Source organism: Agrobacterium sp. LMR679 (assembly GCF_027157905.1).
GTDB lineage: Bacteria > Pseudomonadota > Alphaproteobacteria > Rhizobiales > Rhizobiaceae > Agrobacterium > Agrobacterium leguminum.
Genome location: NZ_JAPVOJ010000002.1, coordinates 710,604 through 736,578, shown reverse-complemented (window position 1 = coordinate 736,578; position 25,975 = coordinate 710,604). Strand labels below are relative to the sequence as shown.

General features: G+C 60.1%; 24 protein-coding genes and 2 pseudogenes. 15 read left to right on the top strand and 11 right to left on the bottom strand.

The features are described from left to right. The first annotated feature begins 263 nt into the window (after positions 1-263). On the top strand, positions 264-557 hold the full coding sequence (locus O3W47_RS14410; protein ID WP_269314009.1) for a hypothetical protein: 294 nt from the start codon (positions 264-266) through the stop codon (positions 555-557). A 57-nt stretch (positions 558-614) separates the two neighbouring features. Here O3W47_RS14410 and O3W47_RS14405 read toward each other — a convergent pair whose 3' ends face one another. After that, complete coding sequence (locus O3W47_RS14405) at positions 615-1,655, bottom strand: dipeptidase (protein WP_269314008.1); 1,041 nt, start codon at positions 1,653-1,655, stop codon at positions 615-617. Between the two features lie 233 nt (positions 1,656-1,888). On the opposite strand from O3W47_RS14405, the gene O3W47_RS14400 reads away from it, so the two are divergent. The 7 genes from O3W47_RS14400 (at position 1,889) to O3W47_RS14370 (ending at position 9,706) form a co-directional block, all read left to right on the top strand. Beyond that, on the top strand, positions 1,889-3,484 hold the full coding sequence (locus O3W47_RS14400) for an ABC transporter substrate-binding protein (RefSeq protein WP_174034186.1): 1,596 nt from the start codon (positions 1,889-1,891) through the stop codon (positions 3,482-3,484). A 2-nt stretch (positions 3,485-3,486) separates the two neighbouring features. Further along, a complete protein-coding gene (locus O3W47_RS14395) occupies positions 3,487-4,500 on the top strand; it encodes an ABC transporter permease (protein ID WP_065114132.1) in 1,014 nt (337 codons plus the stop codon). After that, positions 4,497-5,399 carry a nickel transporter permease gene (gene nikC / locus O3W47_RS14390; RefSeq protein WP_004433196.1) on the top strand — a complete coding sequence of 301 codons (903 nt, stop codon included), beginning with the start codon at positions 4,497-4,499 and terminating at the stop codon, positions 5,397-5,399. Before O3W47_RS14395 ends, nikC begins: the two co-directional genes overlap by 4 nt. 3 nt (positions 5,400-5,402) lie before the next feature. Then, on the top strand, positions 5,403-6,233 hold the full coding sequence (locus O3W47_RS14385) for an ABC transporter ATP-binding protein (protein WP_004433197.1): 831 nt from the start codon (positions 5,403-5,405) through the stop codon (positions 6,231-6,233). Further along, entirely contained in the window at positions 6,230-6,970 is a 741-nt protein-coding gene (locus O3W47_RS14380) for an ABC transporter ATP-binding protein (protein WP_269314007.1), read from the top strand. Before O3W47_RS14385 ends, O3W47_RS14380 begins: the two co-directional genes overlap by 4 nt. 240 nt (positions 6,971-7,210) lie before the next feature. Further along, positions 7,211-8,722 carry a serine hydrolase domain-containing protein gene (locus O3W47_RS14375; RefSeq protein WP_269314006.1) on the top strand — a complete coding sequence of 504 codons (1,512 nt, stop codon included), beginning with the start codon at positions 7,211-7,213 and terminating at the stop codon, positions 8,720-8,722. A gap of 87 nt (positions 8,723-8,809) precedes the next feature. Then, on the top strand, positions 8,810-9,706 hold the full coding sequence (locus tag O3W47_RS14370; RefSeq protein ID WP_269314005.1) for a LysR substrate-binding domain-containing protein: 897 nt from the start codon (positions 8,810-8,812) through the stop codon (positions 9,704-9,706). A 65-nt stretch (positions 9,707-9,771) separates the two neighbouring features. Here O3W47_RS14370 and O3W47_RS14365 read toward each other — a convergent pair whose 3' ends face one another. The 9 genes and pseudogenes from O3W47_RS14365 to O3W47_RS14325 all read right to left on the bottom strand — a co-directional run bounded on the left by O3W47_RS14365 (position 9,772) and on the right by O3W47_RS14325 (position 18,773). Then, the gene (locus tag O3W47_RS14365; RefSeq protein WP_269314004.1) at positions 9,772-10,638 is read right to left on the bottom strand and encodes a D-amino-acid transaminase; all 867 of its coding nucleotides are present in this window, start codon (positions 10,636-10,638) and stop codon (positions 9,772-9,774) included. Between the two features lie 20 nt (positions 10,639-10,658). Further along, a complete protein-coding gene (locus O3W47_RS14360) occupies positions 10,659-11,717 on the bottom strand; it encodes a P1 family peptidase (protein ID WP_269314003.1) in 1,059 nt (352 codons plus the stop codon). Positions 11,718-11,860: 143 nt separating this feature from the next. After that, a pseudogene (locus O3W47_RS14355) lies at positions 11,861-12,819 on the bottom strand (sugar kinase). A 20-nt stretch (positions 12,820-12,839) separates the two neighbouring features. Then, positions 12,840-13,898, bottom strand: a complete 1,059-nt coding sequence (locus O3W47_RS14350; RefSeq protein ID WP_269314002.1) for an ABC transporter ATP-binding protein — start codon at positions 13,896-13,898, stop codon at positions 12,840-12,842. A 101-nt stretch (positions 13,899-13,999) separates the two neighbouring features. After that, positions 14,000-14,821 (bottom strand): carbohydrate ABC transporter permease, encoded by an 822-nt coding sequence (locus tag O3W47_RS14345; protein ID WP_170985890.1) that lies wholly within the window; start codon positions 14,819-14,821, stop codon positions 14,000-14,002. 14 nt (positions 14,822-14,835) lie between these two features. Continuing rightward, positions 14,836-15,775, bottom strand: a pseudogene (locus tag O3W47_RS14340) (carbohydrate ABC transporter permease). Next, entirely contained in the window at positions 15,775-17,106 is a 1,332-nt protein-coding gene (locus O3W47_RS14335; protein ID WP_269314001.1) for an ABC transporter substrate-binding protein, read from the bottom strand. Before O3W47_RS14335 ends, O3W47_RS14340 begins: the two are co-directional and overlap by 1 nt. A 104-nt stretch (positions 17,107-17,210) precedes the next feature. Continuing rightward, entirely contained in the window at positions 17,211-17,867 is a 657-nt protein-coding gene (locus O3W47_RS14330) for a GntR family transcriptional regulator (protein WP_137452718.1), read from the bottom strand. A 21-nt stretch (positions 17,868-17,888) separates the two neighbouring features. Next, entirely contained in the window at positions 17,889-18,773 is an 885-nt protein-coding gene (locus O3W47_RS14325) for a dihydrodipicolinate synthase family protein (RefSeq protein ID WP_080815864.1), read from the bottom strand. Between the two features lie 307 nt (positions 18,774-19,080). On the opposite strand from O3W47_RS14325, the gene O3W47_RS14320 reads away from it, so the two are divergent. The 7 genes from O3W47_RS14320 to rutF all read left to right on the top strand — a co-directional run bounded on the left by O3W47_RS14320 (position 19,081) and on the right by rutF (position 24,357). Continuing rightward, positions 19,081-19,692, top strand: a complete 612-nt coding sequence (locus O3W47_RS14320) for a biliverdin-producing heme oxygenase (protein WP_080815865.1) — start codon at positions 19,081-19,083, stop codon at positions 19,690-19,692. A 461-nt stretch (positions 19,693-20,153) separates the two neighbouring features. Then, positions 20,154-21,245: a pyrimidine utilization protein A gene (gene rutA / locus O3W47_RS14315; protein WP_137452721.1), complete on the top strand. Its 1,092-nt coding sequence runs from the start codon at positions 20,154-20,156 to the stop codon at positions 21,243-21,245. Further along, a complete protein-coding gene (gene rutB, locus O3W47_RS14310) occupies positions 21,242-21,982 on the top strand; it encodes a pyrimidine utilization protein B (protein ID WP_269314000.1) in 741 nt (246 codons plus the stop codon). The genes rutA and rutB overlap by 4 nt, the downstream gene beginning before the upstream one ends. 25 nt (positions 21,983-22,007) lie before the next feature. Continuing rightward, positions 22,008-22,394, top strand: coding sequence for a pyrimidine utilization protein C (gene rutC, locus O3W47_RS14305; RefSeq protein ID WP_003492069.1), 387 nt, complete (start codon positions 22,008-22,010; stop codon positions 22,392-22,394). 13 nt (positions 22,395-22,407) lie between these two features. Further along, on the top strand, positions 22,408-23,190 hold the full coding sequence (gene rutD, locus O3W47_RS14300; protein WP_170985824.1) for a pyrimidine utilization protein D: 783 nt from the start codon (positions 22,408-22,410) through the stop codon (positions 23,188-23,190). Positions 23,191-23,215: 25 nt separating this feature from the next. Beyond that, positions 23,216-23,806: a malonic semialdehyde reductase gene (locus tag O3W47_RS14295; protein ID WP_020810327.1), complete on the top strand. Its 591-nt coding sequence runs from the start codon at positions 23,216-23,218 to the stop codon at positions 23,804-23,806. 26 nt (positions 23,807-23,832) lie between these two features. Next, positions 23,833-24,357 carry an NADH-dependent FMN reductase RutF gene (rutF, locus tag O3W47_RS14290; RefSeq protein WP_269313999.1) on the top strand — a complete coding sequence of 175 codons (525 nt, stop codon included), beginning with the start codon at positions 23,833-23,835 and terminating at the stop codon, positions 24,355-24,357. Positions 24,358-24,525: 168 nt separating this feature from the next. On the opposite strand, the gene O3W47_RS14285 is transcribed toward rutF, so the two are convergent. Continuing rightward, on the bottom strand, positions 24,526-25,971 hold the full coding sequence (locus O3W47_RS14285) for an NAD(P)(+) transhydrogenase (Re/Si-specific) subunit beta (protein WP_003522629.1): 1,446 nt from the start codon (positions 25,969-25,971) through the stop codon (positions 24,526-24,528). Between the last annotated feature and the right edge of the window lie 4 nt (positions 25,972-25,975).

Genomic DNA, 25,975 nt, shown 5'->3' with positions numbered 1-25,975 from the left:
CGCCAGTTCCTGTTGGCGAACCACAGGATTGTGTCGCTAATTCGTTTCGGTTGAGGAAATGTGATTAGCAGAAAAGCATGAAGTGTCGATGTGAAGTTTATGTCCGATCATACGTGAATTTCCCCGGATTTGGGGGCGGAAAATGCAACTATGGAATGCATGATTGACGGGATTGTTCCGAATGACGCCAAATTGACCGTTGCGGTTGCTTGGTGGTGCCGTTTGATGCGATTACACGCTCCTTTCGATTGAAGGAGATGCCAATGAACACGCCCACAAGAATAGTCGTTTCGCTCGTCGTTGCCCTCGTGGCGGGCGGCGGATACATGGCGGTGGATAAGACGCGCGGCGCCGAATGGGTCGTTTCGCCGCAACAGATCGCGGAGGCCAAGGCGAAAGGGCAGATGGGTTATGAATCCCGTCCGGGCACCGTGACCGTATTGCCGATCCGCAGCGAGACGGCGGATGTGCTGCCGATGAAATGGGCGCTGATCGGCGTCGTCGCCGGGCTTCTCGCCTTCCGGGCGAGCGGCAAGAAAAAAGCGGCAAAGGCTTAAGGGCCTGCCGCTTGATGTCTCCGGCGTCCTGCGCCGGAGATGATCTCACCTTGTGGTTCACATGCCCCAGGTTTTTTCGAGCACACGGATCCAATTGCCGTGGCAGATTTTGGCAAGCGCCTCGTCGTCATAACCACCCTTGCGCAGGGCTTCGACCAGCAATTGCAGGTCGGCTGCGTCCTTCATGGCGGCGGGGATGGTGGTGCCGTCGAAATCCGAACCGAGTGCGACGTGATCGATGCCGATGCGGTCGACGATATAGTCCACGTGGCGGACGAGTTCGCCCAGATCAGTATCGGGGTTCTTCACGCCATCCTGACGCAGGAACAGAACGCCGAAATTGATGCCTGCGAGGCCGCCCGTGTCGCGGATGGCGTCAAGCTGCCGGTCCGTCAGGTTGCGGCTGTGATTGCAGAGCGCATAGGCGTTGGAATGCGAAGCCACCAGCGGCGCGTCGGAAATCCCGGCAATGTCCCAGAAGCCCTGCTCGTTCATGTGCGACAGGTCGACCATGATCTTCAGTTCGTTGCAGGTCTTTATCAGCCGCTTGCCGGCATCCGTGAGGCCGGGCCCGATGTCCGGCGTCGAGGGGAAACGGAAGGGAACGCCGTAAGCGAAGATGTTCGGGCGGCTCCAGACCGGCCCGAGCGTGCGAAGGCCCGCTTCGTAGAGCACATGCAGCGCATCAAGATCAGCGCCGATCGCCTCCGCCCCTTCGATATGGAAGACGGAAGCGAAAGCCCCTTTCGCCATGGCATCGCGGATATCGGCGGCCGTGCGGCAGACCTTGAGCGCGCCTGCGGATTGTTTCTCTGCCCGGAACAAAAGGCCGGCCATGGCAAGCGTCGCCTTCAGCGCATCCGCCTCGGTCGGCGTCGGGTAGTCGCCGTTGGCGTCCTTGTCCATGCTGGGCGAAGGCACATAGGCGGCGCAGAGGCCACCGGCCAGCCCGCCTTTCTTTGCGCGCGGCAGGTCGATGTGGCCGACGGTATCCCCTTCGATTAGAAGCGTTTCGGGGGAAGCACTGCCCGATCGCCATAACCGCAGAAGCACGTCATTGTGGCCGTCGAAGACGGGTACGGTTTTTTGATCGGTCATGGTCATTCACCTTCGGAAATGGGATTGCGCGGACGCGCGTGCGGACGAGTTTTCTGAATTGGTAGAGGAAAGGTCAAGGCGGGAGCAAATGCAATCCGTGCATAGGCTCTGCCAAATTTGGAATTGGTCGGGCCTCGTTTGCTCGTGTTAATCGCGGGAAAACATAAAAAAAATGACTGGATTGGGGCAAACCCACCGTTTTCCGAAAAATAAGGTCCGAAAGGGGATTTTCGATGATTTCAAGACGCAACCTGTTGATTGCCGGCGCTGCCGTTCCGTTCCTGTCCTATGCGCGCATTCCGGCATTTGCCGCGACACCGAAGGACATTCTTGTCGTCGCGCAGCAGCTGGACAATATGACGAGCCTTGACCCGCATGAAGGTTTCGAAGCCGTCGGCGGTGAAATCATCTCCAACATGTATCAGAAGCTGGTGCGCGCCAACCGCGAGGATTCCACCAAGGTTGATCCGGTTATCGCGAAATCCTGGGAAGCCGATGCGGACAGCAAGGTCTTCACCTTCGTGATCGGTGACGAAGCGACCTTCGCGAGCGGTGAGAAAGTGACTGCGGAAGACGTCGCGTTCTCGCTGCAGCGCGCCATCAAGATGAACAAGAGCCCGGCCTTCATCATCAGCCAGTTCGGCTTCACACCTGAGAATGCCGAGACGACCATCGTTGCCGCCGACGACAAGACGGTGAAGCTGACGACGGCAAAGCCGACCGCCATCTCCTTCCTGCTTTATTGCCTCTCCGCCAATATCGGCGCGATCGTCGAAAAGAAGGCGGTTCTTGCCAATGCGTCGGGCGAAGACCTCGGCAATGGCTGGCTGCAGAAGAACAGTGCCGGTTCCGGCGATTTCATGCTGCAGGCCTGGAAGCCGAGCGAAAGCGTCGCACTCACCGTCAACCCGAACGGTCCTTACAAGGGCAATATCAAGCGTATCGTGCTGCGCCATGTCACCGATCCGTCTTCGCAGCTGCTGATGCTGCAGAAGGGCGATATCGACATTGCCCGCGACCTGACGTCGGAGCAGCTGCGTACCGTCAAGGACGATGCCAATATCGAGCTGGAGCGCAAGTCCATCGCCTCGCTGGTGCTGATCTCGCTCAACCAGGGCAATGAGAACCTTGCCAAGCCGCAGGTCTGGCAGGCCATCAAGTGGGCGCTGGACTACAAGGGCATGCAGGAAAACATCGTGCCGCTGACGCACGAGATCCACCAGAGCTTCGAGCCGAAGGGCTTCCCCGGCGCCGTTAACGACATTCCGTTCCAGCGCGATGTCGAAAAGGCGAAGGCGCTGATGGCCGAAGCCGGTCTTGCCGACGGTTTCGAGATCAGCATGGACCACTATTCCGCCCAGCCTTACCCGGATCTGGCGCAGGCCATTCAGGCCAACCTTGCCGATATCGGCATCAAGGTCCGTCTGCAATCGGCTGAAAACCGTCAGGTTCTGACCAAGATGCGCGCTCGCGAACACCAGATGGCGCTTTCCGCATGGGGCACGGATTATTTCGATCCGCATTCCAATGCCGATGTCTTCAACATCAACAAGGACAATGGCGACGACGCCAAGTCGAAGCCCTTCCTGTGGCGTTCGCGTTTCAAGAACGACGACTTCGCCGCCAAGGCGGAAGCCGCCCGTGACGAGAAGGACCCGGCAAAGCGCGTGGAGCTTTATGAAGCCCTGCAGCGCGAGCACATGGAAAACAGCCCCTTCGTGTTCATGTTCCAGACCACGAAGACGGCAGCCTTCCGCAAGGGCGTTTCCGGCTTCGAACTTGGCGTTCTCTCCGAGGGCAATTCCTACCACGATGCGAAGAAAGCGTGACATTGAACAAGCGCGTTAAAAGCATATCGTCGATACTGAGCAGCGTCCTCCTGACGCTGTTCGGTTTGATGGTCATCACCTTCATGATCGGGCGCGTCATGCCCGTCGATCCCGTCATCGCGGCGGTTGGCGACAACGCGCCCGAAGACGTCATCGTGCGGGTGCGGGCCGAAATGGGCCTCGACCAGCCGCTGGTCGTGCAGTTCTTCCATTATGTCACGCAGGTCCTGCATGGCGATTTCGGCAATTCGATCCTGACCCGCAATCCGGTCTGGATCGATATCAAGCGCGTTTTCCCCGCCACGTTCGAACTTGCCACCGCAGCGCTTATTCTGGCCGCGCTGATTGGCATTCCGCTCGGCGTCTGGGCCGCCGTGAAGCAGGGCAAGCTGACGGATCAGGTGATCCGCGTCGTCTGCCTTGCCGGTCACTCCGTGCCTGTCTTCATGCTGGCGCTGATTTCGCTGCTGGTGTTCTATGCCACGCTCGGCGTCGCACCGGGACCGGGCCGTCAGGACATCATCTATGACGGCATGATCACGCAGGTCACCGGCCTGATGACGGTAGACACGCTGCTAGCCGGCGACTGGGACGCCTTTTACGACGCCATTGCCCATATGGTGCAGCCCGTCTGCATTCTCGCCTATTTCAGCATGGCCTATATCACCCGCATGACGCGCGCCTTCATGATCGACGCGCTGAAGGGTGAATATGTCATCACCGCCCGCGCCAAGGGGCTTTCCGCCATGACCGTCATCTGGGGGCACGCCTTCCCGACGGTCGCCGTGCAGCTCGTCACGGTTCTGGCGCTCACCTATGCCGGCCTTCTCGAAGGTGCCGTGGTGACGGAAACCGTCTTCAGCTGGCCGGGCCTTGGCCAATACCTCACCGTCTCGCTCATGAACGCGGACATGAACCCGGTCGTCGGAGCAACCCTGTTGATCGGCTTCATCTATGTCGCCCTCAACCTGCTTGCAGACGTGCTTTACAGAGTTATGGATCCTCGCGTTCGATGATGTTAGCTAATTTCAGAAACTGGGCTCTGGATGAGACGCCGCATTCCCGCACACAGGCTGCCTGGGGAAACCGGTATCGCATCTGGCTCAACCTCAAGTCCAATCCGCTGGCGGTGATCGGTCTGACCATCATCGTCCTGTTCATCGCCCTGTCGCTTCTGGCGCCGCTGCTCGCGCCCTATGATCCGGCAACGCAGAATCTCGGCAACCGCCTGGCATTCCCCAGCGCCGAACACTGGTTCGGCACGGATGAGCTGGGCCGCGACATTCTCTCGCGCATTCTTTACGGCGGCCGCGTCACGCTCGGCATGGTCATTGCCGTCGTCGTTCTCGTGGCACCCATCGGCCTCGCCATCGGCTGCATCGCCGGTTATTTCGGCGGCATCGTCGATACGGTGCTGATGCGGGTAACGGATGTGTTCCTGGCCTTTCCGCGCCTCATCCTCGCGCTTGCCTTCGTGGCGGCACTGAAGCCCGGCGTTGAAAGCGCCATTCTCGCCATCGCGCTCACCGCATGGCCGCCCTATGCGCGTCTTGCGCGCGCCGAAACCATGACGGTGCGTGGCAGCGACTTCGTCGCGGCCTATCGCCTGACCGGCGCTTCCGCCTGGCGCATCATTGCGCGTCACATTGCGCCGCTCTGCGTGCCGAGCCTTATCGTGCGCATCACGCTCGACATGAGCTCGATCATCATCACCGCCGCAAGCCTCGGCTTCCTCGGCATGGGTGCGCAGCCGCCTTCGCCGGAATGGGGTGCGATGATTGCGACGGCCAAGCGCTTCATCTTCGAACAATGGTGGGTCGCCACCATTCCCGGCATCGCCATCTTCCTCGTTTCGCTCGCCTTCAACTTCCTTGGCGATGGTTTGCGCGACGTTCTCGACCCGAAGGGACATTGAGCCATGCTGGTCGAAATCGAAAATCTGAAGATCGCTTTCCAGACCCGCACCAGCCGTTTCGAGGCGGTGCGTGGTGTCTCCATGAAGCTCGGCACTGAAAAGCTCGGCATTGTCGGCGAATCCGGTTCGGGCAAGAGCCTGACGGCGCGGGCGCTGATGAAGCTTCTGCCCTCCAATGCGGATATCCGCGCCGACAAGCTCGCCTTCGACGGCATCGACGTGCTGTCCGCAAGCGAAAGGCAGATGCGCCAGATCCGCGGCAAGCGGGCGGGTTTCATTCTGCAGGATCCGAAATATTCGCTGAACCCGGTGAAGACCATGGGTGCGCAAATCGCCGAAGCGTGGCGCGCCCATAAGGGCGGCAGCAAGCGTGCCGCCATGGAAGCGGCAATCGGCCTGCTCGATCAGGTGAAGATCCGCAATCCGCGTCAGGTCGCCTCGTCCTATGCGCATGAGGTTTCCGGCGGCATGGGCCAGCGTGTGATGATCGCCATGATGCTGGCGCCCGATCCCGAACTCCTGATCGCCGACGAGCCGACCAGCGCGCTCGATGCGACGGTGCAGGCGGAAATCCTGCGGCTGATCGAGGAGCTGGTGTCGGAACGCGGCATGGGCCTCATCCTCATCAGCCACGATCTGCCGCTCGTTTCGCATTTCTGCGACCGCGTCGCCGTCATGTATTCCGGCCGGGTGATGGAGGAGCTGAAGGCGTCCGAACTCCTGAAAGCCGAACATCCCTATACAAAGGGACTTCTGAACTGCATTCCCTCGCTGACGCATCCGCGCGAGCGTCTTCCCGTTCTCAACCGTGATGCAGCGTGGTCCAGCCAATGATCGACGTCGAAAACCTCCGTATCAAGTTCGGCGACCGCGAAGTGGTGAAGGGCGTCTCCTTTTCAGTAGAGAAGGGCGGCAGCTTCGGCATCGTCGGCGAAAGCGGCTCGGGCAAGTCCACCATCCTGCGCGCCATGGCCGGCCTCAACGAAAGCTGGGAAGGGCGCATTGCCTTTGCCGGCAAGGATGCACCGCTGAAGCGGACGCCGGAGTTCTTTCGGCAGGTGCAGATGGTGTTTCAGGACCCCTATGGCTCGCTGCATCCGCGCCAGACCATCGACCGCATTCTCAGCGAATTGCCGCTGGTGCACGGCATGGACAATATCGAAAAACGCATCCAGCAGGCCTTGTCCGACGTGGCGCTGCCGCAGGCGGTGCGTTTCCGTTTTCCGCACCAGCTCTCCGGCGGCCAGCGCCAGCGCGTGGCGATTGCCCGCGCTCTGATCGCCGATCCGCAGGTGCTGCTGCTCGATGAACCGACTTCGGCGCTCGATGTGTCGGTGCAGGCGGAAATCCTCAACCTGTTGCAGGACCTGCGCGCGGCGCGCAACCTCACCTATATTCTCGTCAGCCACAATCTTGCGGTCATTGCGCATCTGTGCCCGCAGGTTGGCGTGATGCTGAATGGCGACATGGTGGAGCAGTTGAGTGCCGGCGATCTGCGCGAGGGCCGGACCAAACATCCGCATACGGAAGAGCTGCGTAGCCTGAGTATCCGGCTGGAAGAACCGGCCTGAGGGCTGGTCACCCGGCCTACGTTACAGATGGATCGAGCGGGTGCCACCCGCTTCTTCTCCCCGCCGGGGAGAAGTCCGCGGCAGCGGGATGAGGGGGCAAGGATGTGGTCTATCGCTGGCGTTGCCCCCTCATCCGACCCTTCGGTCCACCTTCTCCCTCTCGGGGAGAAGAAACAAGCGGCGATGCCGGTGACAAAACTGTTGTCCTCACACGCTGCAATAGAGACACGAGATCGAACAATGTCACAGCAACTCGACTGGAACGCCGCTTCAACCCTTTCGCAAAGCTTCGTCTCGCAATGGGCGGACAATGAGCCTGGCGGGGCGGTCATCGGTTTTGATCTCGATGGCATCCGTTTCGCCCATGCTGGCGGTGTCGAGAGCCTCTCGACCTTCGCGCCCTTCACACCACAGAGCGTGGTGCGGTATGCCTCGGTCACCAAACATGCCTTCTGTGCCATGGTGCTTGCGCATTCCGATCTGATCGGCCTTGACGATCCACTCGGCAAACATCTGCCGGAGTTGCAGCCGCCGCTCCGCGACGTCACGGTGGGGCAGGCGCTGGATATGAGCGGTGGCCTGCCGGATACACGTGAATGCCTCTCGCTGCTTGGCCTTTCGGTCTATACCGAAACGAAGGCCGGACCGCTTCTCGAATATCTGTCGCGGCTCAACCGGCTGAATTTCCCTGCCGGCAGCGAGGTGTCCTATTCCAATACGGGTTACCGGCTGGTGGAGGCGGCGTTGGAGCGTCGCGGTTTCCGTTTCGATGGTTTCGTGCAGGAACAGATTGCCGGCCCGTTCGGCGTGTTTCTGAAGGCGCCGGATGTCTGGAACGATCCAGTCGACGGGCTGGTGCCGGGTTACTGGAAAGCCGAAGACAACTGGCAGCTTTCGGCCGCCGGCCTGCATATCTCCGCTTCGGGTAGCCTTGCGGGCAGCGCCGAAGCACTTACCCGTTGGTTGCAGGGTCTGATGCGCGGCGAGGGAAGCTTCGCGGGTGTTCTGGATGCGCTTTCGGCTGAGCGGCCGCTCGCCGATGGACGGATGAGCGAATATGGTCTCGGCCTGCGCTGGTCGCATCTCGGTGACAGGCGCTTCGTCGGTCACGGCGGTTCGCATCCGGGTTACAAGACTTACTTTCTGCTTGATCCGGAAAACGCCACTGGCTTCGTCGTGGTGTCGAACCGCGAAGATACCAACGGCTTCAAGATCGCGCTGGAAAGCATGGCGGCCCTGACCGGACTGCCTTTGCCCAAACCCGCCGCCAGCCTGCCGGAAGGCCTCTATGTCACCGAAAGCGGGCCGTGGTGGCTGGAGATCAAGGGCAGCACATCCACCTTCATCGATGGTGACGACACGCTTTATGAAGATGTCGATGGCTGGGTCTCCTCCCGTTCTGCATCCTCTCCGATGCGTCTCAGGCTGGATGGTGCCGCCATTGTCGGCGAGGCCGGTCACGCCGCCCGCCGCTTCCTGCCGGTCGGCCAGCATGTCGTGCCGGACGATCTTTCGGGCTTGTGGCGCTCGGATGAGGGCGCGGAATTTTTGATCGGCGGGTCATCGCTGACGATGGGCATCGGCCCTACACGTCGCAGCATGCCCTTGAAGGCGCTCGGCAATGGCCGTTTCCTTTTCACGCTCATCGATGGGCCGTGGACGAAGCGCGTCTGCCTCAACCGGCTGGGTGACGACCGGATCGAGTTGGTGTCCAGCCGGGCGCGGATGATCGAATATTCCCGCGCGCGGTAAAGGGGATTTCAAAGACGCCTGAATGCTCCTAATAAAGACCCGTGTTCCCGGCAGGCTGGGACAACATCTTTGTGGGAGAACAGGCCCTTGGAAGTCAAATGGCTCGAGGATTTCCTGGCGCTGGCCGGAACGCTCAATTTCTCGAAGGCGGCGGATGAGCGGCATGTGACGCAATCCGCCTTCAGCCGGCGTATCAAGCAGCTGGAAGCCTGGGTGGGGGCGACGCTGGTCGACCGCGCTTCCTATCCGTCGCGGCTGACCGAGGCCGGGGTGAAATTCGTGCCGGTGGCGCAGGAGACGCTGAAACAGCTCTATCATGCACGGCGCACCCTGCTGCAGGAAGAGGGGGCCGATACCAGAACCGTTCGGCTGACGGCGCTGCATACCCTGTCCTTCACCTTCTTTCCTGACTGGCTGAAACGGGTGAACGAGACGGCCGGGCCGCTGTTTTCGGTTTTGCGGCCGGATTCCGGCAGCATGGAGGAAAACCTCAATTCGCTGGTGGATGGGCAGAGCGATTTTCTGCTGACCTATGCTCATCCCGAAGTGCCGATGCTGCTTGATGCGCAGACCTTCGAGTTCCGTGTGCTGGGTGCCGAAAACATCATTCCCGTTTCCGCGCCGGCGAAAGATGGTTCACCGCTGCATGCGCTGGTGGAAAATGCGAAAAAACCCTTCGCCTATCTCGACTATGAAAAGGCCTCGTTCTTCGGGCCGTTGCTGCGCGATCTCCTGAGCGCGCGGCTGCCGCAATTCGAGCGGGTGCATGAGGGCAGCATGTCGGTGGGGCTGAAAGCCATGGCGATGGCCGGCTGGGGTGTCGCCTGGGTGCCGGAGAGCCTGATGCGGCACGAGCTGGATAGCGGCGCTCTGGTGCGCGCCGCTGATTCAAGTTTCGATATTGCCGTCGATATCAGGCTTTATCGTTCCAAGGAGAACCGCCGGCCCGTGGTTGAACGCATCTGGGCGGTTCTCGAAGGTTAGAGCATTTCCGGGAAAAGTGGCCCCCGGTTTTCCATCCGGAAATGCGACAAACAAAACGCTTTTGATCAGATGGCCGTGCGGCGGGCGTTTTCGAGGTAGAGCGCGCGCAGGCGGCTCACCATCGGGCCGGGCTTGCCGTTACCCACCGGCTTGCCGTCGATCTTCGTGACCGAAACCACGAAGTTGGAGGCGCTGGTCAGGCAGGCCTCGTCGGCGTCAAGCGCCTCTTCCAGCGTGAAGGGGCGTTCTTCCAGCGTGAAGCCGGCCTCCTTGGCCAGTTGCAGGGCGGCAAGACGGGTGCAGCCGGGCAGGGTCTTGTTGCTGTTGCCGCGGGTGATGATCTTCTTGTCGGCGGTGACGATATAGGCGGTCGAGGACGCGCCTTCGGTGACGAAACCGTCCTCGATCATCCACGCCTCGTCGCAGCCTTCGGCCTTGGCGATGCGTTTGGCCATGACCTGCGGCAAAAGGCAGACGGTCTTGATATCGCGGCGTTCCCAACGCTGGTCGGGAACCGATTTGACGGCGATGCCGGCTTCTTCGACCGGGGTGCCGATCAGCTTCTTGGCCTGGGTGAACATGACAAGCGTCGGCTTCAGATCAGCGGAGAACAGGAAGTTGCGGTCTTCGGCACCACGCGTCAGCTGCAGGTAGATCATGCCTTCGACGAGATTGTTGTCGGCAATCAGCCGGCGCTCCGCCTCGACGATCTCTTTCGTGGTGACCGGCAGCGGCACGTCGATTTCGCGGGCGCTGCGCTCCAGCCGGGCCATGTGCAGGTCGCTGTCGATCAGCTTGCCTTCCAGAACGGAGGTAACTTCATAAATGCCGTCGCCAAACAGGAAACCGCGGTCGAAGATGGAGAGGCGGGCGTCCGCTTCGGGCAGGAATTCGCCGTTGACGTAAACGATGCGACCGGCTGGGCTAGTCATGAAAACTCCGTCTGGAAAAGTCAGGCTGAAAGAAGGGTTTTAAGGGCGTCGATGGAAATGGCCTCGAGCGTGGACACCTTGCCGGTGCCGGCATTGAAGCCCGTCGTCGTTGTTGCCGCACAGAGCGAATTGAGGATCGCCTCCTCCGTCGCCTCGATCGCTGCTTCGAAGAGCGGCGAAATCGCATCGTTGGAAAGTTCTGGATAGTCTGCGACGGCCTTGCGGCGCGCGGGCGTGCGGCGCAGCCGCTCATCGGTGGAAAAGGCCAGAGCGTAATCGCCGGAGCCATTGCTGAGTGCTGCACCCGTGCGCGCCAGCCCGCCGAAGCTTCTAGCCGCCAAACGCTTCAGATTGCGAGAGGAGAGTGGCGCGTCGGTGGCGATAATGATGACGATCGAGCCGTCCTTGTCCTTATGGTCAGGGCTGACATAAGGCGTGCCGCAGACCAGCAGATGGCCGCCGTAGTTGGACTGGACGAGAATACCGAGCGTATAGGTCGTTCCGGCGATGGTGACGACGCGGGATGCGGTACCGATGCCGCCTTTCATGCCGAAAGCGACCGTACCGGTTCCGGCACCAACGCCGCCCTCGGCCACGGGGCCTGTGGCAGCGTTTTTGAGCGCGGCTGATATCTCATCGACCGTCGGGCGGCCGGCACGGATGTCGTTCAGGCGGGAATCGTTGGTTTCGCCGACGATGGCATTGATCGAGACGACTTTCTCATTGCCCGGCTGTGCCAGCGTATGGTGGTTAATCGCCTCGATGGCCCGGCCTGTCGCCAGCGTATTGGTGAGGATAACAGGTGTTTCGAGTTCGCCTAGTTCCTCGATCTGGGTGGAGCCGGCAAATTTGCCGAAGCCGTTATAGACGGCGAAGGCGGCGGGCACCTTGTCCTGAAACAGATTGCCGCCATGCGGAAGGATCGCGGTTGCGCCGGTGCGGATCGTCTTGCCTTCGATGACGGTCGAATGGCCGATGGTCACGCCTTCGACATCGGTGATGGCGTTGAGCGGGCCGGTCTCGAAATGGCCGGGCCGGAAACCGATATCGCGCAGTCTCGGGCGGGTCGTCTGATGCATCGGGCGATCACTTTTGCGGAATGCAGGCTCAAGGTGGAAAAGGCGCGGCTTGCGAAAAGCTTTGCTCTGACTTGACGTTAGACTACTTCGCCGGGAAACGGCATCGCAAAAATGGAATAGTTTTATGCGGGCAATGGATGCGCTCAGGAGGCGCGCAGCGCGGCTTCGCCTTCACACTCCAGCCATTGCCGCATCGCGTCTTCCGTCTCCTCACGCGTTGGTGCGCCGATGCGGCCGCCGAAGATGGTGCATTTCAGCGCGGCGGCAACGGAGGAGAGGCGGATGGCGGCGCGGCTTTGCATGCCTTCAGCCATCGCCAGTGCAAATGTGCCGTGGAAGATATCGCCCGCCGCCAGCGTATCCACTGCCTGAACCCGCATCGTCGTCTGGAAATGCACCGTGGGATCACCGGCCTCCGTCCACCAGCAGCCTTGCGGACCGGCGGTGACGGCGATGAAGGTCTGTGGGTAGCGGGAATGCAGCACCGGCAGCATGTCCTTCACCGTTTCAAGTCCGGTCAGCCGGGCGGCGGCGGGTTCGGAAAAGACGATATGGGTTGCGGCCGGCGCAAGCTTCTCCAGCGTTTCCACCGGCGCCACATCGCCATCCAGAATGGCGGGTTTGCCAAGCGCACGCGCCACGGTGAGCACATCGAGTGCCAGTTCCGGCCAGCGCACATCCACCAGAACGGCATCGAACGGGGCAATATCTGCCGGCGTGCAGGAGCGTTTTTTCTCATGCAGACGATGATCGTAAAAGGCACGATCAGCCGTTCTCCCCGGTCATCGATGATGATCGTCGACAGGGCCGAGCGCGCGCCGGCGGCGATGGTCATGCCGGTAACATCGATGCCGCTTTCGGCGAGATCGCGCAGGATGCGGGTGCCGGTTTCGTCGTCGCCCACCGCGCCCCAGAGGCTGGCGCGGCCGCCCATGCGATGCACGGCATAGGCGGCGCTCGACGCCATGCCTTCGGCGATCTGCAGCATCTCATAGGGCAGGACCTTGCCTTCGCCCTTCGGCATGTCATGCACACGGAACAGGGTGTCCAGCACGGCGGCACCCACGCAGAGCACATGCTTGCCGCCCGCTTCCTTTACCATTCTCTTCGCTCCTGCCGTGTTCAGATGCGCTTGCCGCTGTCCTTGTCGAACAGATGCACCGTTGCCGGATCGATGGCAATGTGGATCGTATCGCCGAAGCGGACATTGAGGCGTTCGCGGAACAGGCAGGCGATCTCGTCACCCTTGCAGTTCAGCTTGGCGTAGATTTCCGAGCCGGTGCCTTCGACCAGTTCGACCCGGCCTTCAATGCCACTCTCGGCGGCGCGGATATGTTCCGGCCGCACGCCGTAGACGAGGTCACGGCCGCCCAGCTTACCGATATCGGCATTGGCGGACAGCGGCAGGCTGAGGCCCTTTGCGGTGCGGAACACACCTTCCTCCACCCGACCACGAATGAAGTTCATGGCCGGCGAACCGATGAAACCGGCGACGAAGAGATTGGCGGGATTGTCGTAAAGCTCGAGCGGTGCGCCGATCTGCTCGATCACGCCATCATGCAGCACCACGATCTTGTCGGCCATGGTCATGGCTTCCACCTGGTCGTGGGTGACATAGATGGTGGTGGTGCCGATGCGCTGGTGCATGGCCTTGATCTCGCCGCGCATCTGCACGCGCAGCTTGGCATCGAGGTTGGAAAGCGGCTCGTCGAACAGGAAGACCTGCGGATCGCGCACCAGCGCGCGGCCCATGGCGACACGCTGGCGCTGGCCGCCGGAAAGCTGGCGCGGATAACGGTCCAGCAGCTTTTCCAGTCCCAGAATGGCGGCGGCCCTGTCGACCTTGGCCCTGGTTTCCTCGGCGCTCACCTTCTTCAGCTTCAGCGCGAAGCCCATATTATCCTTGACCGTCATATGCGGATAAAGCGCGTAGTTCTGGAAGACCATGGCGATATCGCGGTCACGGGCAGGCAGATGGCTGACCTCGCGCGCGCCAATGTGGATTTCGCCGTCGCTCAGTTCCTCCAGCCCCGCGATCATGCGCAGCAGGGTGGACTTACCGCAGCCGGAAGGGCCGACGAGGACGACGAATTCTCCATCCTTGATGTCGATATCGATACCGTGGATGACGTTGACCGAGCCGAAGCGCTTCTGGACATTTTGAATATTGACCGGTGCCATGTTTTTGGTTCCCGTTATGAGCAATTCCAGCAAAAGTGTGTCGCGGTTTTGCGTCCGGAATTGCGTTTAAAAAGCAAGGGCATGGAATGCCCTTTGTTGGTTCAGCCGCCCTTGACGGCGCCGGCGGTGAGACCCGCCACGATCTGTTTCTGTGCGAACATGGTGAGCAGCAGCACCGGCAGCGTGACGATGAGCGCGGCTGCGGCCAGCGGTCCCCAGCTGACCTGTTCGAAGGACAGCATGTTGTAGACCGCGACCGGCAGGGTGCGCGTTTCACGGCTGGCCAGCACGATGCCGAAGACGAAGTTGTTCCACGAGAAGATGACCGCGAGGATGAAGGAGACGACGATGCCGGGCTTGGCAATCGGCAGCGCCACCAGCCGGAACACCTGCCAGGAGGATGCGCCATCGATGCTTGCCGCCTCTTCCAGTTCCTTCGGTGTGGTCTCGAAATAACCGATCATGATCCAGACGACGATCGGAACCGTCACCACAAGATGGATGATGATCTGCGGCCAGAGCGTGCCCAAGAGGTTCAGCCATTGGAACAGCAGGAACAGCGGAATGAGGAATGAGAGGCCCGGCGTCATGCGGGCGATCATGATGACGACGGCGGATTTTTCCGCCTTCAGCCGGGCGATGCCGTAACCTGCGGGTACGCCGATGACGAGCGCCAGAATGGTGGCCGCACCGGTGACGAGCACCGAGTTCCAGAAATAGAGGAAGAAATTGTTTTCCTCGAACACCTTCACATAGTTCGACCAGGCGAAACGTTCGGGAATGAGGATCGGCGGATAGGCGCCGTTGTCGATCTCATATTTCAGCGAGAGTGAGATCATCCAGATGAAGAACAGGATGACCGGCGAGATCATCACCAGTGCCACGAAGAAAAGGCCGATGCGGTCGAGATTTTTGCGTTTCAGGATTTTTCCAGACATCAGCGATCCTCCATCTCGTTCCACTGCGAGCGCTGGCGCACCATCAAAAGCACGAAGGACAGCGCCACGATGATGATGAAAAAGACGACGGCCATGGCCGAGCCGTAACCGATGTCGTAATAGGAAAACGCCGTATTATAGAGATAGATGTTGATGGTTTCAGACGCCGTGCCGGGCCCGCCTTGAGTCATCGCATAGATGATGTCGAAGCTTTTGACGGCATCGATGGAGCGGATGATGACGGCGATCATCAGAAACGGCGCAATCATCGGCATGGTCAGGTAACGGAATTTCTGCCAGGCGTTGGCGCCGTCGATTTCAGCGCTCTCATAGGGTTCGCGCGGCACTGCGGCCAGCCCGCCGAGCACGATCAGCATGACGAGCGGCGTCCACTGCCAGGTTTCCACCAGCACCAGCGAGGGAATGACGGTCGACTGGTTGTATATCCATTCCAGCGGTCCGATGCCGATGAGCGACAGGAGATAGTTCAGAACGCCGAGCTGGGGGTGGAACATCATGGTCCAGACGAGCGCGATGGCGACCGGGGTCGCCATCATCGGCATGACGAAGACGCCACGCAGAAAACCGCGCAGCGGAAATTGCGCATCGAAAACCAGCGCCGCCAATGTTCCGAGGAACAAAGGGGCGACGACCGACAGCACGGTATAGATCAGCGTGTGCCAGAGCGATTCCCAGAACCTGATATCGCCGGGCGAGCCGGATGTAGTTCTCGAAACCGATAAAGCTCTGCTCCTGTCCGAGCGTCCAGCGATGCGCGCTCATCCACAGGGTAAAGACCCATGGAAAAACGATAACCGCCGAAATGACGATAAGTGCCGGTATGACGAAGGGCCAGTAGTTGGGAGCAAGCCTTGCCGGCCTGCTCCCTTCTCTACGACTGACGCCTGTCTTGGTGTTTTCGATGCTCACGGAGGCCATTATCCCTCGCTACGTGCCAGAACGGGTGCGAACTGTTCCGTCGCCTTTTTCAGCTCGGCCGCCGGGTCTGCGCCGCCGATCATGTTGGTGAGGCCGACGCCGTAGATGTCGCGGAACTCCGTCACCGGAATGATGACGGGAAGCGCAAGCTGCGAGACCTTGCCCGAACCGACAACGGCATCCAGCCAGGCGGCCGGCATCTTCACGCCTTCGCGGACCTTCTGGTCTTCGAGGATGGATTGGCGGAATGGAACGCCGGCACCGGCCTGCAACAGGCGCGCGCCCATTTCATGCGAGATCGCCCATTGGCAGAAGAGATAAGCGGCTTCCTTCTTGCTGCTGGCTTCGACGACGCCGAGACCGTCGCCAAACGTGCCGGCGGCCTGAACTGCCGGGCCTTTCGGCATGACGCCATAACCGACCTTGCCGACGACACGGGATTTTTCCGGGTTCTCGATCGGCGGCGCAAAACCGACGCCATCGAACCACATGCCGATCTTGCCCTGCAGGAAGGCCGATTGCGCTTCCGCCCAGTTGAAGCCGGAGACGCCGGGAGGGGCGGCCTTGGTCATCAGGCGCTGGTAAAGCGCTGCCGCTTCGACCGCTTCCTTGGATTCGGTATCGATCTTTCCGTTCGCGCTGATCGGCCTTGCGCCATAACCCAGCATCAGCGAGGTCCAGACCGGGGTATTGGCGTTCTTCAGGCCGCGGGCGACGAAACCATAGGTGTTGGTGGCGGGATCGGTGATCTTTTCCGCCGCCGTCACCAGTTCCTCGAAGGTTTCAGGGTATTTCAGGCCCTTGGCCTCGAAGAGTTCCTTGTTCCAGTAGACGATCCAGTAATCCACCGAGAAGGGCAGCGAGCGCAGCACGCCGTCGCTATCCTTGGCAAACAACATGCCGGCTTCGGCGAAATCCTTTTCGACGAGCGACGGATCGGTGAGCGACGGGTCCTTGAGGAAGCCGCTGATATCGGCCAGCCACTTGCCCTTTTCGAACTGGCGCTTCTGCACGTGATAGCTCAGATGCACGACGTCGAAGCTCGGCTTGCCGGAGGAAAGCTCGATGACGACTTTCTGGCGCTGCTGCTGTTCCGGTGTGGCTTCGGCATTGACCTTGATGCCGGTCAGTTCTTCGAATTCGCCGAGATATTTGATCAGCGTTTCGCTGCGCGGGCTTTTGACGAGATTGACCTCAAGCGTGGTACCGGCGTGTTTTTTCCAGTTCACCGCCGCCGATGCCGGGCGAATGCCGAGCATCGCGCCGCCGCCAATCGCGGCCGTGCCTGCCAGAAAGGCGCGACGCGTGGGGTTGAGCAATGAATGCGTCATGTCAGTTCTCCTCCAGATTAGCCGGAAATTCTCCTCACCCCGGCTTGTTGCTTATTTTCCTGCAATCCCGGCGCAGGACCGTTTTCGACCCTGCCGGAACTGCCTTACACCGCCAGCGCCCTGTCCCTTGCGTTGCGGATATGGGCGGTCAGCCGTTCCACGGCGTCTTCGACAGATCGCCTCTCGATGGCTTCGAGAATGGCGAGATGTTCCTTCATCACCGATTTCACGTGACCGGCGATGCGGAAGCGCTCCTGATTGATAAGGCGCATCTTGATGGAATTGACCCGGTAGGCGTTCGAGATGATCGAATTGCCGAGCGCATCGATGAAGGCATCGTGCATGCCCCAGTCCACCTGTTGCGCATGCTCGTCCAGTTCCGGGGATTCCCCGCCATTTTCAGCCGCTTCGGCAATATCGCGATGCTGTTTCAGGAGCTTCGCGATGGCCTCGTCCGAGGCCGAGCGGGTAAAGAGCGCGACAGCCTCCTTTTCGAGAAAGATGCGGAACTGGAACGCCTCGCGGATGAGGTTGAGGTCGATATGGGCGACCTGCAACCCCCGCTGCGGCACAGTCTTGATGAGACCTTCCGCCTCCAGCCGTGGAATGGCCTCCCGGATCGCCCCCAGCGGCAGACCCGTCAATTCCACGAGGCGGCGTTGCGAGATGAACTGCCCCGGGCGAACGTCGCGCGAGAGAAGGTGATGCGTAAAGCTCTCATACGCCCGTTCTCGCAATGTCTGTTCGCCGGTCTCTTCCATGCTCAACCTTTCAAGGTCTGTTCAAGCGGCCTGTTTGCGAAACAGCGCATCGAATGCGCCTTCGATCTGCCGCCGGTCCTCTGGCGAAATGGCGACGAGCGGTGCGCGCACGTCCGGCCAGATATTTTCCCCTGTCGTGTGTGATACCAGCACCTTGACCGCTGGCGTAACCGGGAATTTCAGAAGTTCCACAACAAGATCTTCGACGCGCTTGTCATCCTTGCCATCGACGGCCATTGCACGGACTTCCTGTGTCAGGAAATTGGCGACGCCGGAGATCGCGCCCTGGCCGCCGAGGCGAACACCCTTCGCCAGATCGCGCTCATCGCCGATCAGGATGGCGAGGTCGCCATGTTCTTTCAGCAGACGCTCGGTATGGCTCCAGTTGCCGGAGGAATCCTTGACGCCGGTGACGATGCCGGGGAATGCCTTTTTCAGCCGTCCAACCAGCTCGACCGACAATGTCACCATGGTCACGGAAGGAATGTTGTAGACGAGAATATCGCGAGCGCCCTTGCCGATCTTTTCGAACACCGCCGAGAACCAGGCAAACAGGCCGTCATCGCCGACATTCTTGAAATAGGAGGGCGGAGCAAGCAGAATGTTGCGGGCGCCGGCCTTCAGGGCCTCGGCCGACTGGTCGGCCGCGTCCTCGATGGAATCCACCAGAACTCCGGTGACCAGACGGGAAGGCGCAACGCCCGCCTCGATGAAGCGGGAAAGAATGACCTGCCGTTCACGGCTGCCGACTGAGCATCCTTCGCCCGTGGTGCCGAAGAGTGTCACGCTGTCGCAGCCATTTGCGAGGCAGCGTCGGGCATGGGCGATCATGACGTCGATATCGACCGTTCCGTCCTTTTTGAAAGGGGTGGTCAGGGCTGCCGAAAGGCCAAATTTCTGGGTCAAGTAAGATGCTCCTCGAAGGTGATTGCACATTGATAACGCTCTGACATGTTAGTTGTAAAGAGGTAATTGCATCTTGACTGTTCGGAAGACGGGAATCGGGGAATTCGCTTCGTCGTGTGTTGAGCGGCAATGCTGCGAGGCGTTGGGATGGAAGGGTTGTACAGGGGCAGGGGAGGCTGCTTTACCATGGCGACAGCGGGCTTATGCTCTTTGCAGGGCGAGCGGATAAATGCGAAAATAAAATTTGACTGTTGGAGTAAAGATTTTTATCAGCAATCTGAATATTAGGGATAAAGGGACCATCATCATGACCATTGCGGAGCAGTCAGCGCCTGTAGCAGACATTGAGCAGAGCCGCGTCAAGCGCCTGAAAGCTGCGACGCGCGGCGCGCATGGCGATCTCGATGCCTTCATCATGGCGTCGAAGCCGTTCGAGAGCCGGGAGAACTTCGGCAAATTCGTGGAAACGCAGTATCTTTTCCATCGTGACCTCGATGTCTTCTTTTCCAATGCGACGCTCGATGGCCTGCTTCCCGATCTCAAGGGACGCCGCCGTCTCTCCATGATCGAGCAGGACCTTGCCGATCTCGGCCTTTCCATTCCCGAAACGGCCGAGCCGCGCTTTACCGGTGAAACGCCGTTCGATCTGCCGGAGGCCATGGGTTGGCTTTATGTGGTCGAAGGCTCCAATCTCGGCGCTGCTTTCCTGCTGAAAGATGCTGCCAAGCTTGGTCTGAATGAAGAATTCGGCGCACGCCATCTGGCCGGTGCTCCGGAAGGACGCGGCCTGCACTGGCGCACCTTTACCGCCGCGCTCGATGAAATTTCGCTGACGGTCGAAGAGGAAGAGCGGGTCATCGCCGGTGCGGAAGCCGCTTTCCGGGCTGTGCATGCCTATGCGCAGCAGCGCCTCGTCTGAGATTTCAGCATAGCTTTGCGATTGTTGTTCTCATCGCGCAGACGTGCCCCGTTGCACGTGTGTGTTCGATTGAGTCGTAAAATCCCTGCGCCGTCACCCCGGACTTGATCCGGGGTCCAGTGCGATCAAGTCCTTGATCGCGAAAGGCTCCTCTCACGGAGCGGACGCGCCGTGGCTGGATGCCGGCTCGAGGCCGGCATGACGGAAGAGAGGTCTTCGAATGCCGTTCAGTGCTCCAAGACCGATGTAAGAGCCACCCATTCCCCACAGGTTGCGTTCGATATTTGCCGAATAAACAGGCAAATAATTTTATCGAATGATAAAATTTTTATCTTTTGGTAAAAATAATTTGCCTCCAAAATTTTATCCATTTGATAAAATTATTTTATTTGGTCTGGCACAGAACCTGCTACTCTTTTGCCAAGTCAGGAGACACCTGATGCAAAAAAGGGAACAGCAAGATGGAAGTTGGTGTTTTTATCCCGATCGGGAACAATGGTTGGCTGCTGTCAGAAAACGCGCCGCAATACAAACCGAGCTTCGACCTGAACAAGGCCATCACGTTGAAGGCGGAGCAATATGGTTTCGACTTCGCGCTGTCGATGATCAAGCTGCGCGGCTTTGGCGGCAAGACCGAATTCTGGGACTATAATCTGGAATCCTTCACGCTGATGGCGGGCCTTGCCGCCGTCACCTCCAAGATCAAGCTCTTTGGCACGGCCGCAACGCTGGTCATGCCGCCGGCCATCGTTGCCCGCATGGCGACGACCATCGATTCCATTTCCGGCGGACGTTTCGGCATCAATCTGATTACCGGCTGGCAGCGGCCGGAATACAGCCAGATGGGGCTTTGGCCGGGCGACGATTATTTCGGCGACCGTTATGAATATCTCGGCGAATATACGTCCATCTTGAAAGAGCTGCTGACCGAGGGCCAGTCGGACTACAAGGGCAAGTTCTTCCAGATGGAGGATTGCCGCATGAAGCCGGTGCCGCAGGGCGACGTCAAACTCATCTGCGCCGGCTCCTCCAATTCCGGCATGGCGTTTTCAGCCAAGTTCGCCGATTACAGCTTCTGCTTCGGTGTCGGTGTCAATACGCCGAAGGCTTTCGCGCCCACCAATGAGCGGCTGCTGGCAGCAACGGAAAAGACCGGCCGCGAGGTGAAATCCGTCGTGCTGACGATGATCCTTGCCGAGGAAAAATCCGAGGATGCCTGGGCGAAGTGGGAGCACTACAAGGCGGGTGCGGATGAGGATGCCATCAAGTGGCTCGGCCTGCAAAGCGCTGTCGATACCAAATCCGGCTCCGACACCAATGTGCGGCACATGTCCAATCCCGTCTCGGCGGTCAACATCAACATGGGAACGCTGATCGGTTCCTATGAGGAAGTGGCGGCCATGCTGGACGAGATGAGCGAAGTACCGGGAACGGGCGGCGTGATGCTGACCTTCGACGACTTCCTCGAAGGCGTCGAAAAATTCGGCAAATATGTGCAACCGCTGATGAAGAGCCGCGCGCATGTTCAGGCCGGACTGGAGGCTGCGGAATGAGTGAAGCCGTTGTGGCGGGTTACAAGGGCCCGGAAAGCCGTTCGGAAAGCGTGACGCTTCCCGCCCGGCCGGAACCGATCACCCTCAAACCCAGCGAAACCGCCGTTGTCGTGGTCGACATGCAGAACGCCTATTCGACCGAGGGCGGTTATGTCGATCTGGCTGGGTTCGATATTTCCGGGGCCAAGGGCACCATCGCCAACATCAAGAAGACGCTGGATGCCGCGCGGGCGGCGGGCGTTCAGGTCATTTATTTCCAGAATGGCTGGGACAAGGATTATGTCGAGGCCGGCGGGCCGGGCTCGCCCAACTGGCACAAGTCCAACGCGCTGAAGACCATGCGCAAAAGGCCGGAGCTGCAGGGCCAGCTCTTGGCCAAGGGCACGTGGGACTACGCCATTGTCGATGAGCTGCAACCGCAGCCCGGCGATATTCTGGTGCCGAAGACGCGTTATAGCGGTTTCTTCAATACCAATATGGACAGCGTACTGCGCGCCCGCGGTATCCGCAATCTGGTCTTTGTCGGCATCGCCACCAATGTCTGCGTGGAAAGCTCGCTGCGCGATGCCTTCCATCTCGAATATTTCGGGGTGATGCTGGAGGATGCCACGCATCATCTGGGCCCGGACTATATCCAGCAGGCGACGGTCTATAATGTCGAGAAATTTTTCGGCTGGGTCGCCACCGTCAATGATTTCTGCGGCGCCATCTCGCAGGCCGCACCCGTCAGCGCTTGATATCCAACCACAAGAGGAGAACGAAATGCCGAAGAAGATCGTCGTGCCCGCCGGCACCAGCAAACCCATCGCTCCCTTCTCGCCGGGAACCCTTGCCGATGGCGTGGTTTACGTTTCCGGCACGCTGCCCTTCGACAAGGACAACAATGTCGTGCATGTGGGCGATGCCAGCGCGCAGACCCGTCATGTTCTGGAAACCATCAAGTCCGTCATCGAAACCGCCGGCGGCACGATGGAGGACGTGACGATGAACCATATCTTCATCACCGACTGGGCGAATTATCAGGCCGTAAACACGGTCTATGCCGAATATTTCCCCGGCGACAAGCCGGCGCGTTATTGCATCCAGTGCGGCCTCGTAAAGCCTGACGCGCTGGTGGAAATCGCCACCGTCGCCCATATCGGCAAATAGGGCGAAACGGCAGATGATGCATTTCGAGGTTCATGGCCGGACTGATCCTGAGGCGCCTACAATCCTGCTGTCATCAGGGCTGGGCGGATCGGGCGCCTATTGGACGCCGCAGATCGAAGCCCTCTCCGATCATTTCCGGATCGTCACCTACGACCATCGCGGAACCGGCAGGACCGGCGGCGAGGTGCCGCTGGAGGGCGGCATATCGGCGATGGCGGATGACGTGCTGGAGATTGTCTCGGCCCTGAACCTCGAAAAATTCCACTTCATGGGCCATGCGCTTGGCGGTCTGATCGGCCTCGATATCGCGCTGCGCCAGCCCGGTCTTATCGACAGGCTCGTTCTGATCAATGCCTGGAGCAAGGCCGATCCGCATTCCGGGCGCTGCTTCGATGTGCGGATCGAGCTTCTGGAGAAATCCGGTGTCGAGGCTTTCGTGAAAGCCCAGCCGCTGTTTCTCTATCCGGCCGCGTGGATGTCGGAACATCAGGAGCGGCTGGCGCGGGACGATGCCCATGGCGTCGCGCATTTTCAGGGCAAGGGGAATGTGCTTCGGCGCATCGCGGCGCTGAGGGCCTTCGATGTGGACGCCCGCCTCGGCGAGATCGGCAATCCGGTTCTGGTGGTGGGCACGAAAGACGATCTTCTGGTGCCCTACACCCGCTCCCTGCGTCTCGCTGAGGGTTTGCCGCAGGGCGAACTCTGCCTTCTCGATTTCGGGGCGCATGCGGTCAATATTACCGAAGCTGACCTTTTCAACGCACGGCTTTTGCAGTTTCTGCTACCGGCAACATGAACATTCTGACGGGATTTCTAGGACAATGACGACAGCACTTGACGACAAGGCACTTGCAGCACTTTTCACCGCGGCACGCACCCATAATGGCTGGGCTGACAAGCCGGTCGGCGACGAGACTCTGAGAGAGCTTTACGATCTGACGAAGATGGGTCCGACCTCGGCCAATTGCTCGCCGGGGCGTTTCGTGTTCGTGCGCAGCCAGGAAGCGAAAGAAAAACTGCGGCCGGCGCTTTCTTCGGGCAACCTCGAAAAGACCATGGCAGCACCTGTCACCGTGATCGCCGCCATCGACCGCGAATTCTACGAGAAACTGCCGATGCTGTTTCCGCATGCCGATGCCCGTTCGTGGTTCACCTCCAGCCCGGCCGTGGCCGAGGAAACGGCCTTCCGCAATGCCACGCTGCAGGCGGGTTATCTCATCCTTGCAGCCCGCTCGTTGGGACTGGATACCGGAGCGATGTCCGGTTTCGACAAAGGCAAGGTGGATACGGCATTTTTCGCAGGCACGACGTGGAAGTCCAATTTCCTGATCAATCTCGGCTATGGCGATCCGTCGAAGCTTTTCGGACGGTTGCCCCGCCTTGGCTTCGAAGACGCCTGTGTGCTGGCTTGATGGCCTGTTAAGGAAGGATGGGTTAGATGCAGATGATGTCTCTTGAAAAGGAAGCGGAAATGGAGACGAAGACTGCACAGCAGCGCAGCCTAGATTATAGAAACGCCATGGCGCGGCTCGGTGCGGCGGTCAATATCGTCACCACGGACGGGGCGGCAGGCCGTGCAGGCTTTGCAGCGACAGCGGTTTGCAGCGTTTCCGACAATCCGCCCACGCTTCTTATCTGCCTCAACCGCAATTCTTCCGCTTACAGTGTGGTGAAGGCCAATGGTGTCGTCTGCGTCAACACGCTCGCCGCCCATCACGAGGTGCTGAGCACGCTTTTCGGCGGCAAGACGCCGGCGGAAGAGCGTTTCGCCGCCGGGAGCTGGGGTGTGCTTGAAACCGGCGCTCCGGTTCTGGAGGACGCGCTTGTCTCTTTCGACTGCCGCATCCGCGAGGCGCATGACGGCGGCACGCATGATATTCTGATCTGCGAGGTTGTGGATATGAAGATCAATGAAGGCGATGAGGCGCTGATGTATTTCAACCGGCGTTACCGGGTGCTTTGAGCGCGGCCGTTTTGGCCGAGCACCAGCTCGAACCTCACCGTCGTCATCCTCGGGCTTGACCCGAGGATCCACGATCCGACGCGCGATGGATCCTCGGGTCAAGCCCGAGGATGACGTCGAGAAGAAACCAAAAAGGGCGTTTCCGGTTTCCCGGAAACGCCCTTTCATTTACTTGATCAGCGGCAGAAGATCGTTGATCGACTTCTTGGCGTCGCCGTAGAACATGCGGGTATTGTCCTTGTAGAACAGCGGGTTCTCGATACCGGAGTAACCCGTTCCCTGGCCGCGCTTGGAGACGATGACCAGTTTGGACTTCCACACTTCCAGAACCGGCATGCCGGCAATCGGCGAGTTCGGATCGTCCTGGGCGGCCGGATTGACGATGTCGTTGGAGCCGATGACGATGACGACGTCGGTATTGGGGAAGTCGTCGTTGATCTCGTCCATTTCCAGCACGATGTCGTAGGGCACCTTGGCCTCGGCCAGCAGCACGTTCATGTGGCCGGGAAGGCGGCCTGCGACCGGGTGGATGGCGAAGCGCACGGTTTTGCCGTCGGCGCGCAGCTTGCGGGTCAGTTCGGAGACCGCGGCCTGCGCCTGCGCCACCGCCATGCCGTAGCCGGGAACGATGATGACGCTGTCGGCGTCATTCAGCGCTGCGGCCACGCCTTCGGCGTCGATCGCCACCTGCTCGCCCTCGATTTCCATCGCCGGACCCGTCGTGCCGCCGAAGCCGCCGAGGATGACCGAGATGAAGGAGCGGTTCATGGCCTTGCACATGATGTAGGAGAGGATCGCACCCGAGGAGCCGACCAGCGCACCGGTGACGATCAGAAGATCGTTGCCGAGCGTGAAGCCGATTGCCGCCGCCGCCCAGCCGGAATAGCTGTTCAGCATCGAAACGACGACAGGCATGTCGGCGCCGCCGATGCCCATGATCAGGTGATAACCGATGAAGAAGGCGGCAAGCGTCATCAGCACCAGCGTCCAAGCGCCGGCGCCGTTGCAATACATGATGAGCAGCACGAGCGACAGGATCGCAGCGCCGGCATTGAGCAGATGCCCGCCCGGCAGTTTCTTCGCCTTGCCGTCCACCTTGCCGGCAAGCTTGCCGAAGGCGACGACCGAGCCGGTGAAGGTGACCGCACCGATGAAGACGCCAAGGAAGACCTCGACCTTCATGATCGCCAGTTCAACCGGCGTCTTGTGGGCGAGAATGGCGGAAAAGCCCGTCAGCAACGAACGCGCGGTCTCATCGAGCGAGGCGACATGCGCTTCCTCGATATGGGCGTTGAAGCCGATGAAGACGGCGGCGAGGCCAACGAAGGAGTGAAGGGCTGCAACAAGCTGCGGCATTTCGGTCATCTGCACGCGGCTTGCGACGAAATAGCCGAGAACGGAGCCGCCCGCCAGCATCAGCAGCACCACGAGCCACTGCCCGACGCCCTTGCTGATCTCAGGGCCGAAGACGGTGGCGACGATGGCGAGACCCATGCCGACAATGCCGTACCAGACGGCGCGTTTGGCGCTTTCCTGTCCGGAAAGGCCGCCGAGAGAAAGGATGAAAAGAACGGCTGCGGCAACATAGGCCGCGGAAACGATACCAATGGTCATTGAA

Coding starts and splice junctions, on each gene's coding strand:
- O3W47_RS14410 (WP_269314009.1), top strand. CDS start 264: ATGAACACGCCCACAAGAATAGTCGTTTCGCTCGTCGTTGCCCTCGTG.
- O3W47_RS14405 (WP_269314008.1), bottom strand. CDS start 1,655: ATGACCGATCAAAAAACCGTACCCGTCTTCGACGGCCACAATGACGTG.
- O3W47_RS14400 (WP_174034186.1), top strand. CDS start 1,889: ATGATTTCAAGACGCAACCTGTTGATTGCCGGCGCTGCCGTTCCGTTC.
- nikC (WP_004433196.1), top strand. CDS start 4,497: ATGATGTTAGCTAATTTCAGAAACTGGGCTCTGGATGAGACGCCGCAT.
- O3W47_RS14385 (WP_004433197.1), top strand. CDS start 5,403: ATGCTGGTCGAAATCGAAAATCTGAAGATCGCTTTCCAGACCCGCACC.
- O3W47_RS14380 (WP_269314007.1), top strand. CDS start 6,230: ATGATCGACGTCGAAAACCTCCGTATCAAGTTCGGCGACCGCGAAGTG.
- O3W47_RS14375 (WP_269314006.1), top strand. CDS start 7,211: ATGTCACAGCAACTCGACTGGAACGCCGCTTCAACCCTTTCGCAAAGC.
- O3W47_RS14365 (WP_269314004.1), bottom strand. CDS start 10,638: ATGACTAGCCCAGCCGGTCGCATCGTTTACGTCAACGGCGAATTCCTG.
- O3W47_RS14360 (WP_269314003.1), bottom strand. CDS start 11,717: ATGCATCAGACGACCCGCCCGAGACTGCGCGATATCGGTTTCCGGCCC.
- O3W47_RS14350 (WP_269314002.1), bottom strand. CDS start 13,898: ATGGCACCGGTCAATATTCAAAATGTCCAGAAGCGCTTCGGCTCGGTC.
- O3W47_RS14335 (WP_269314001.1), bottom strand. CDS start 17,106: ATGACGCATTCATTGCTCAACCCCACGCGTCGCGCCTTTCTGGCAGGC.
- O3W47_RS14330 (WP_137452718.1), bottom strand. CDS start 17,867: ATGGAAGAGACCGGCGAACAGACATTGCGAGAACGGGCGTATGAGAGC.
- O3W47_RS14320 (WP_080815865.1), top strand. CDS start 19,081: ATGACCATTGCGGAGCAGTCAGCGCCTGTAGCAGACATTGAGCAGAGC.
- rutA (WP_137452721.1), top strand. CDS start 20,154: ATGGAAGTTGGTGTTTTTATCCCGATCGGGAACAATGGTTGGCTGCTG.
- rutB (WP_269314000.1), top strand. CDS start 21,242: ATGAGTGAAGCCGTTGTGGCGGGTTACAAGGGCCCGGAAAGCCGTTCG.
- rutC (WP_003492069.1), top strand. CDS start 22,008: ATGCCGAAGAAGATCGTCGTGCCCGCCGGCACCAGCAAACCCATCGCT.
- rutD (WP_170985824.1), top strand. CDS start 22,408: ATGATGCATTTCGAGGTTCATGGCCGGACTGATCCTGAGGCGCCTACA.
- O3W47_RS14295 (WP_020810327.1), top strand. CDS start 23,216: ATGACGACAGCACTTGACGACAAGGCACTTGCAGCACTTTTCACCGCG.
- rutF (WP_269313999.1), top strand. CDS start 23,833: ATGCAGATGATGTCTCTTGAAAAGGAAGCGGAAATGGAGACGAAGACT.
- O3W47_RS14285 (WP_003522629.1), bottom strand. CDS start 25,971: ATGACCATTGGTATCGTTTCCGCGGCCTATGTTGCCGCAGCCGTTCTT.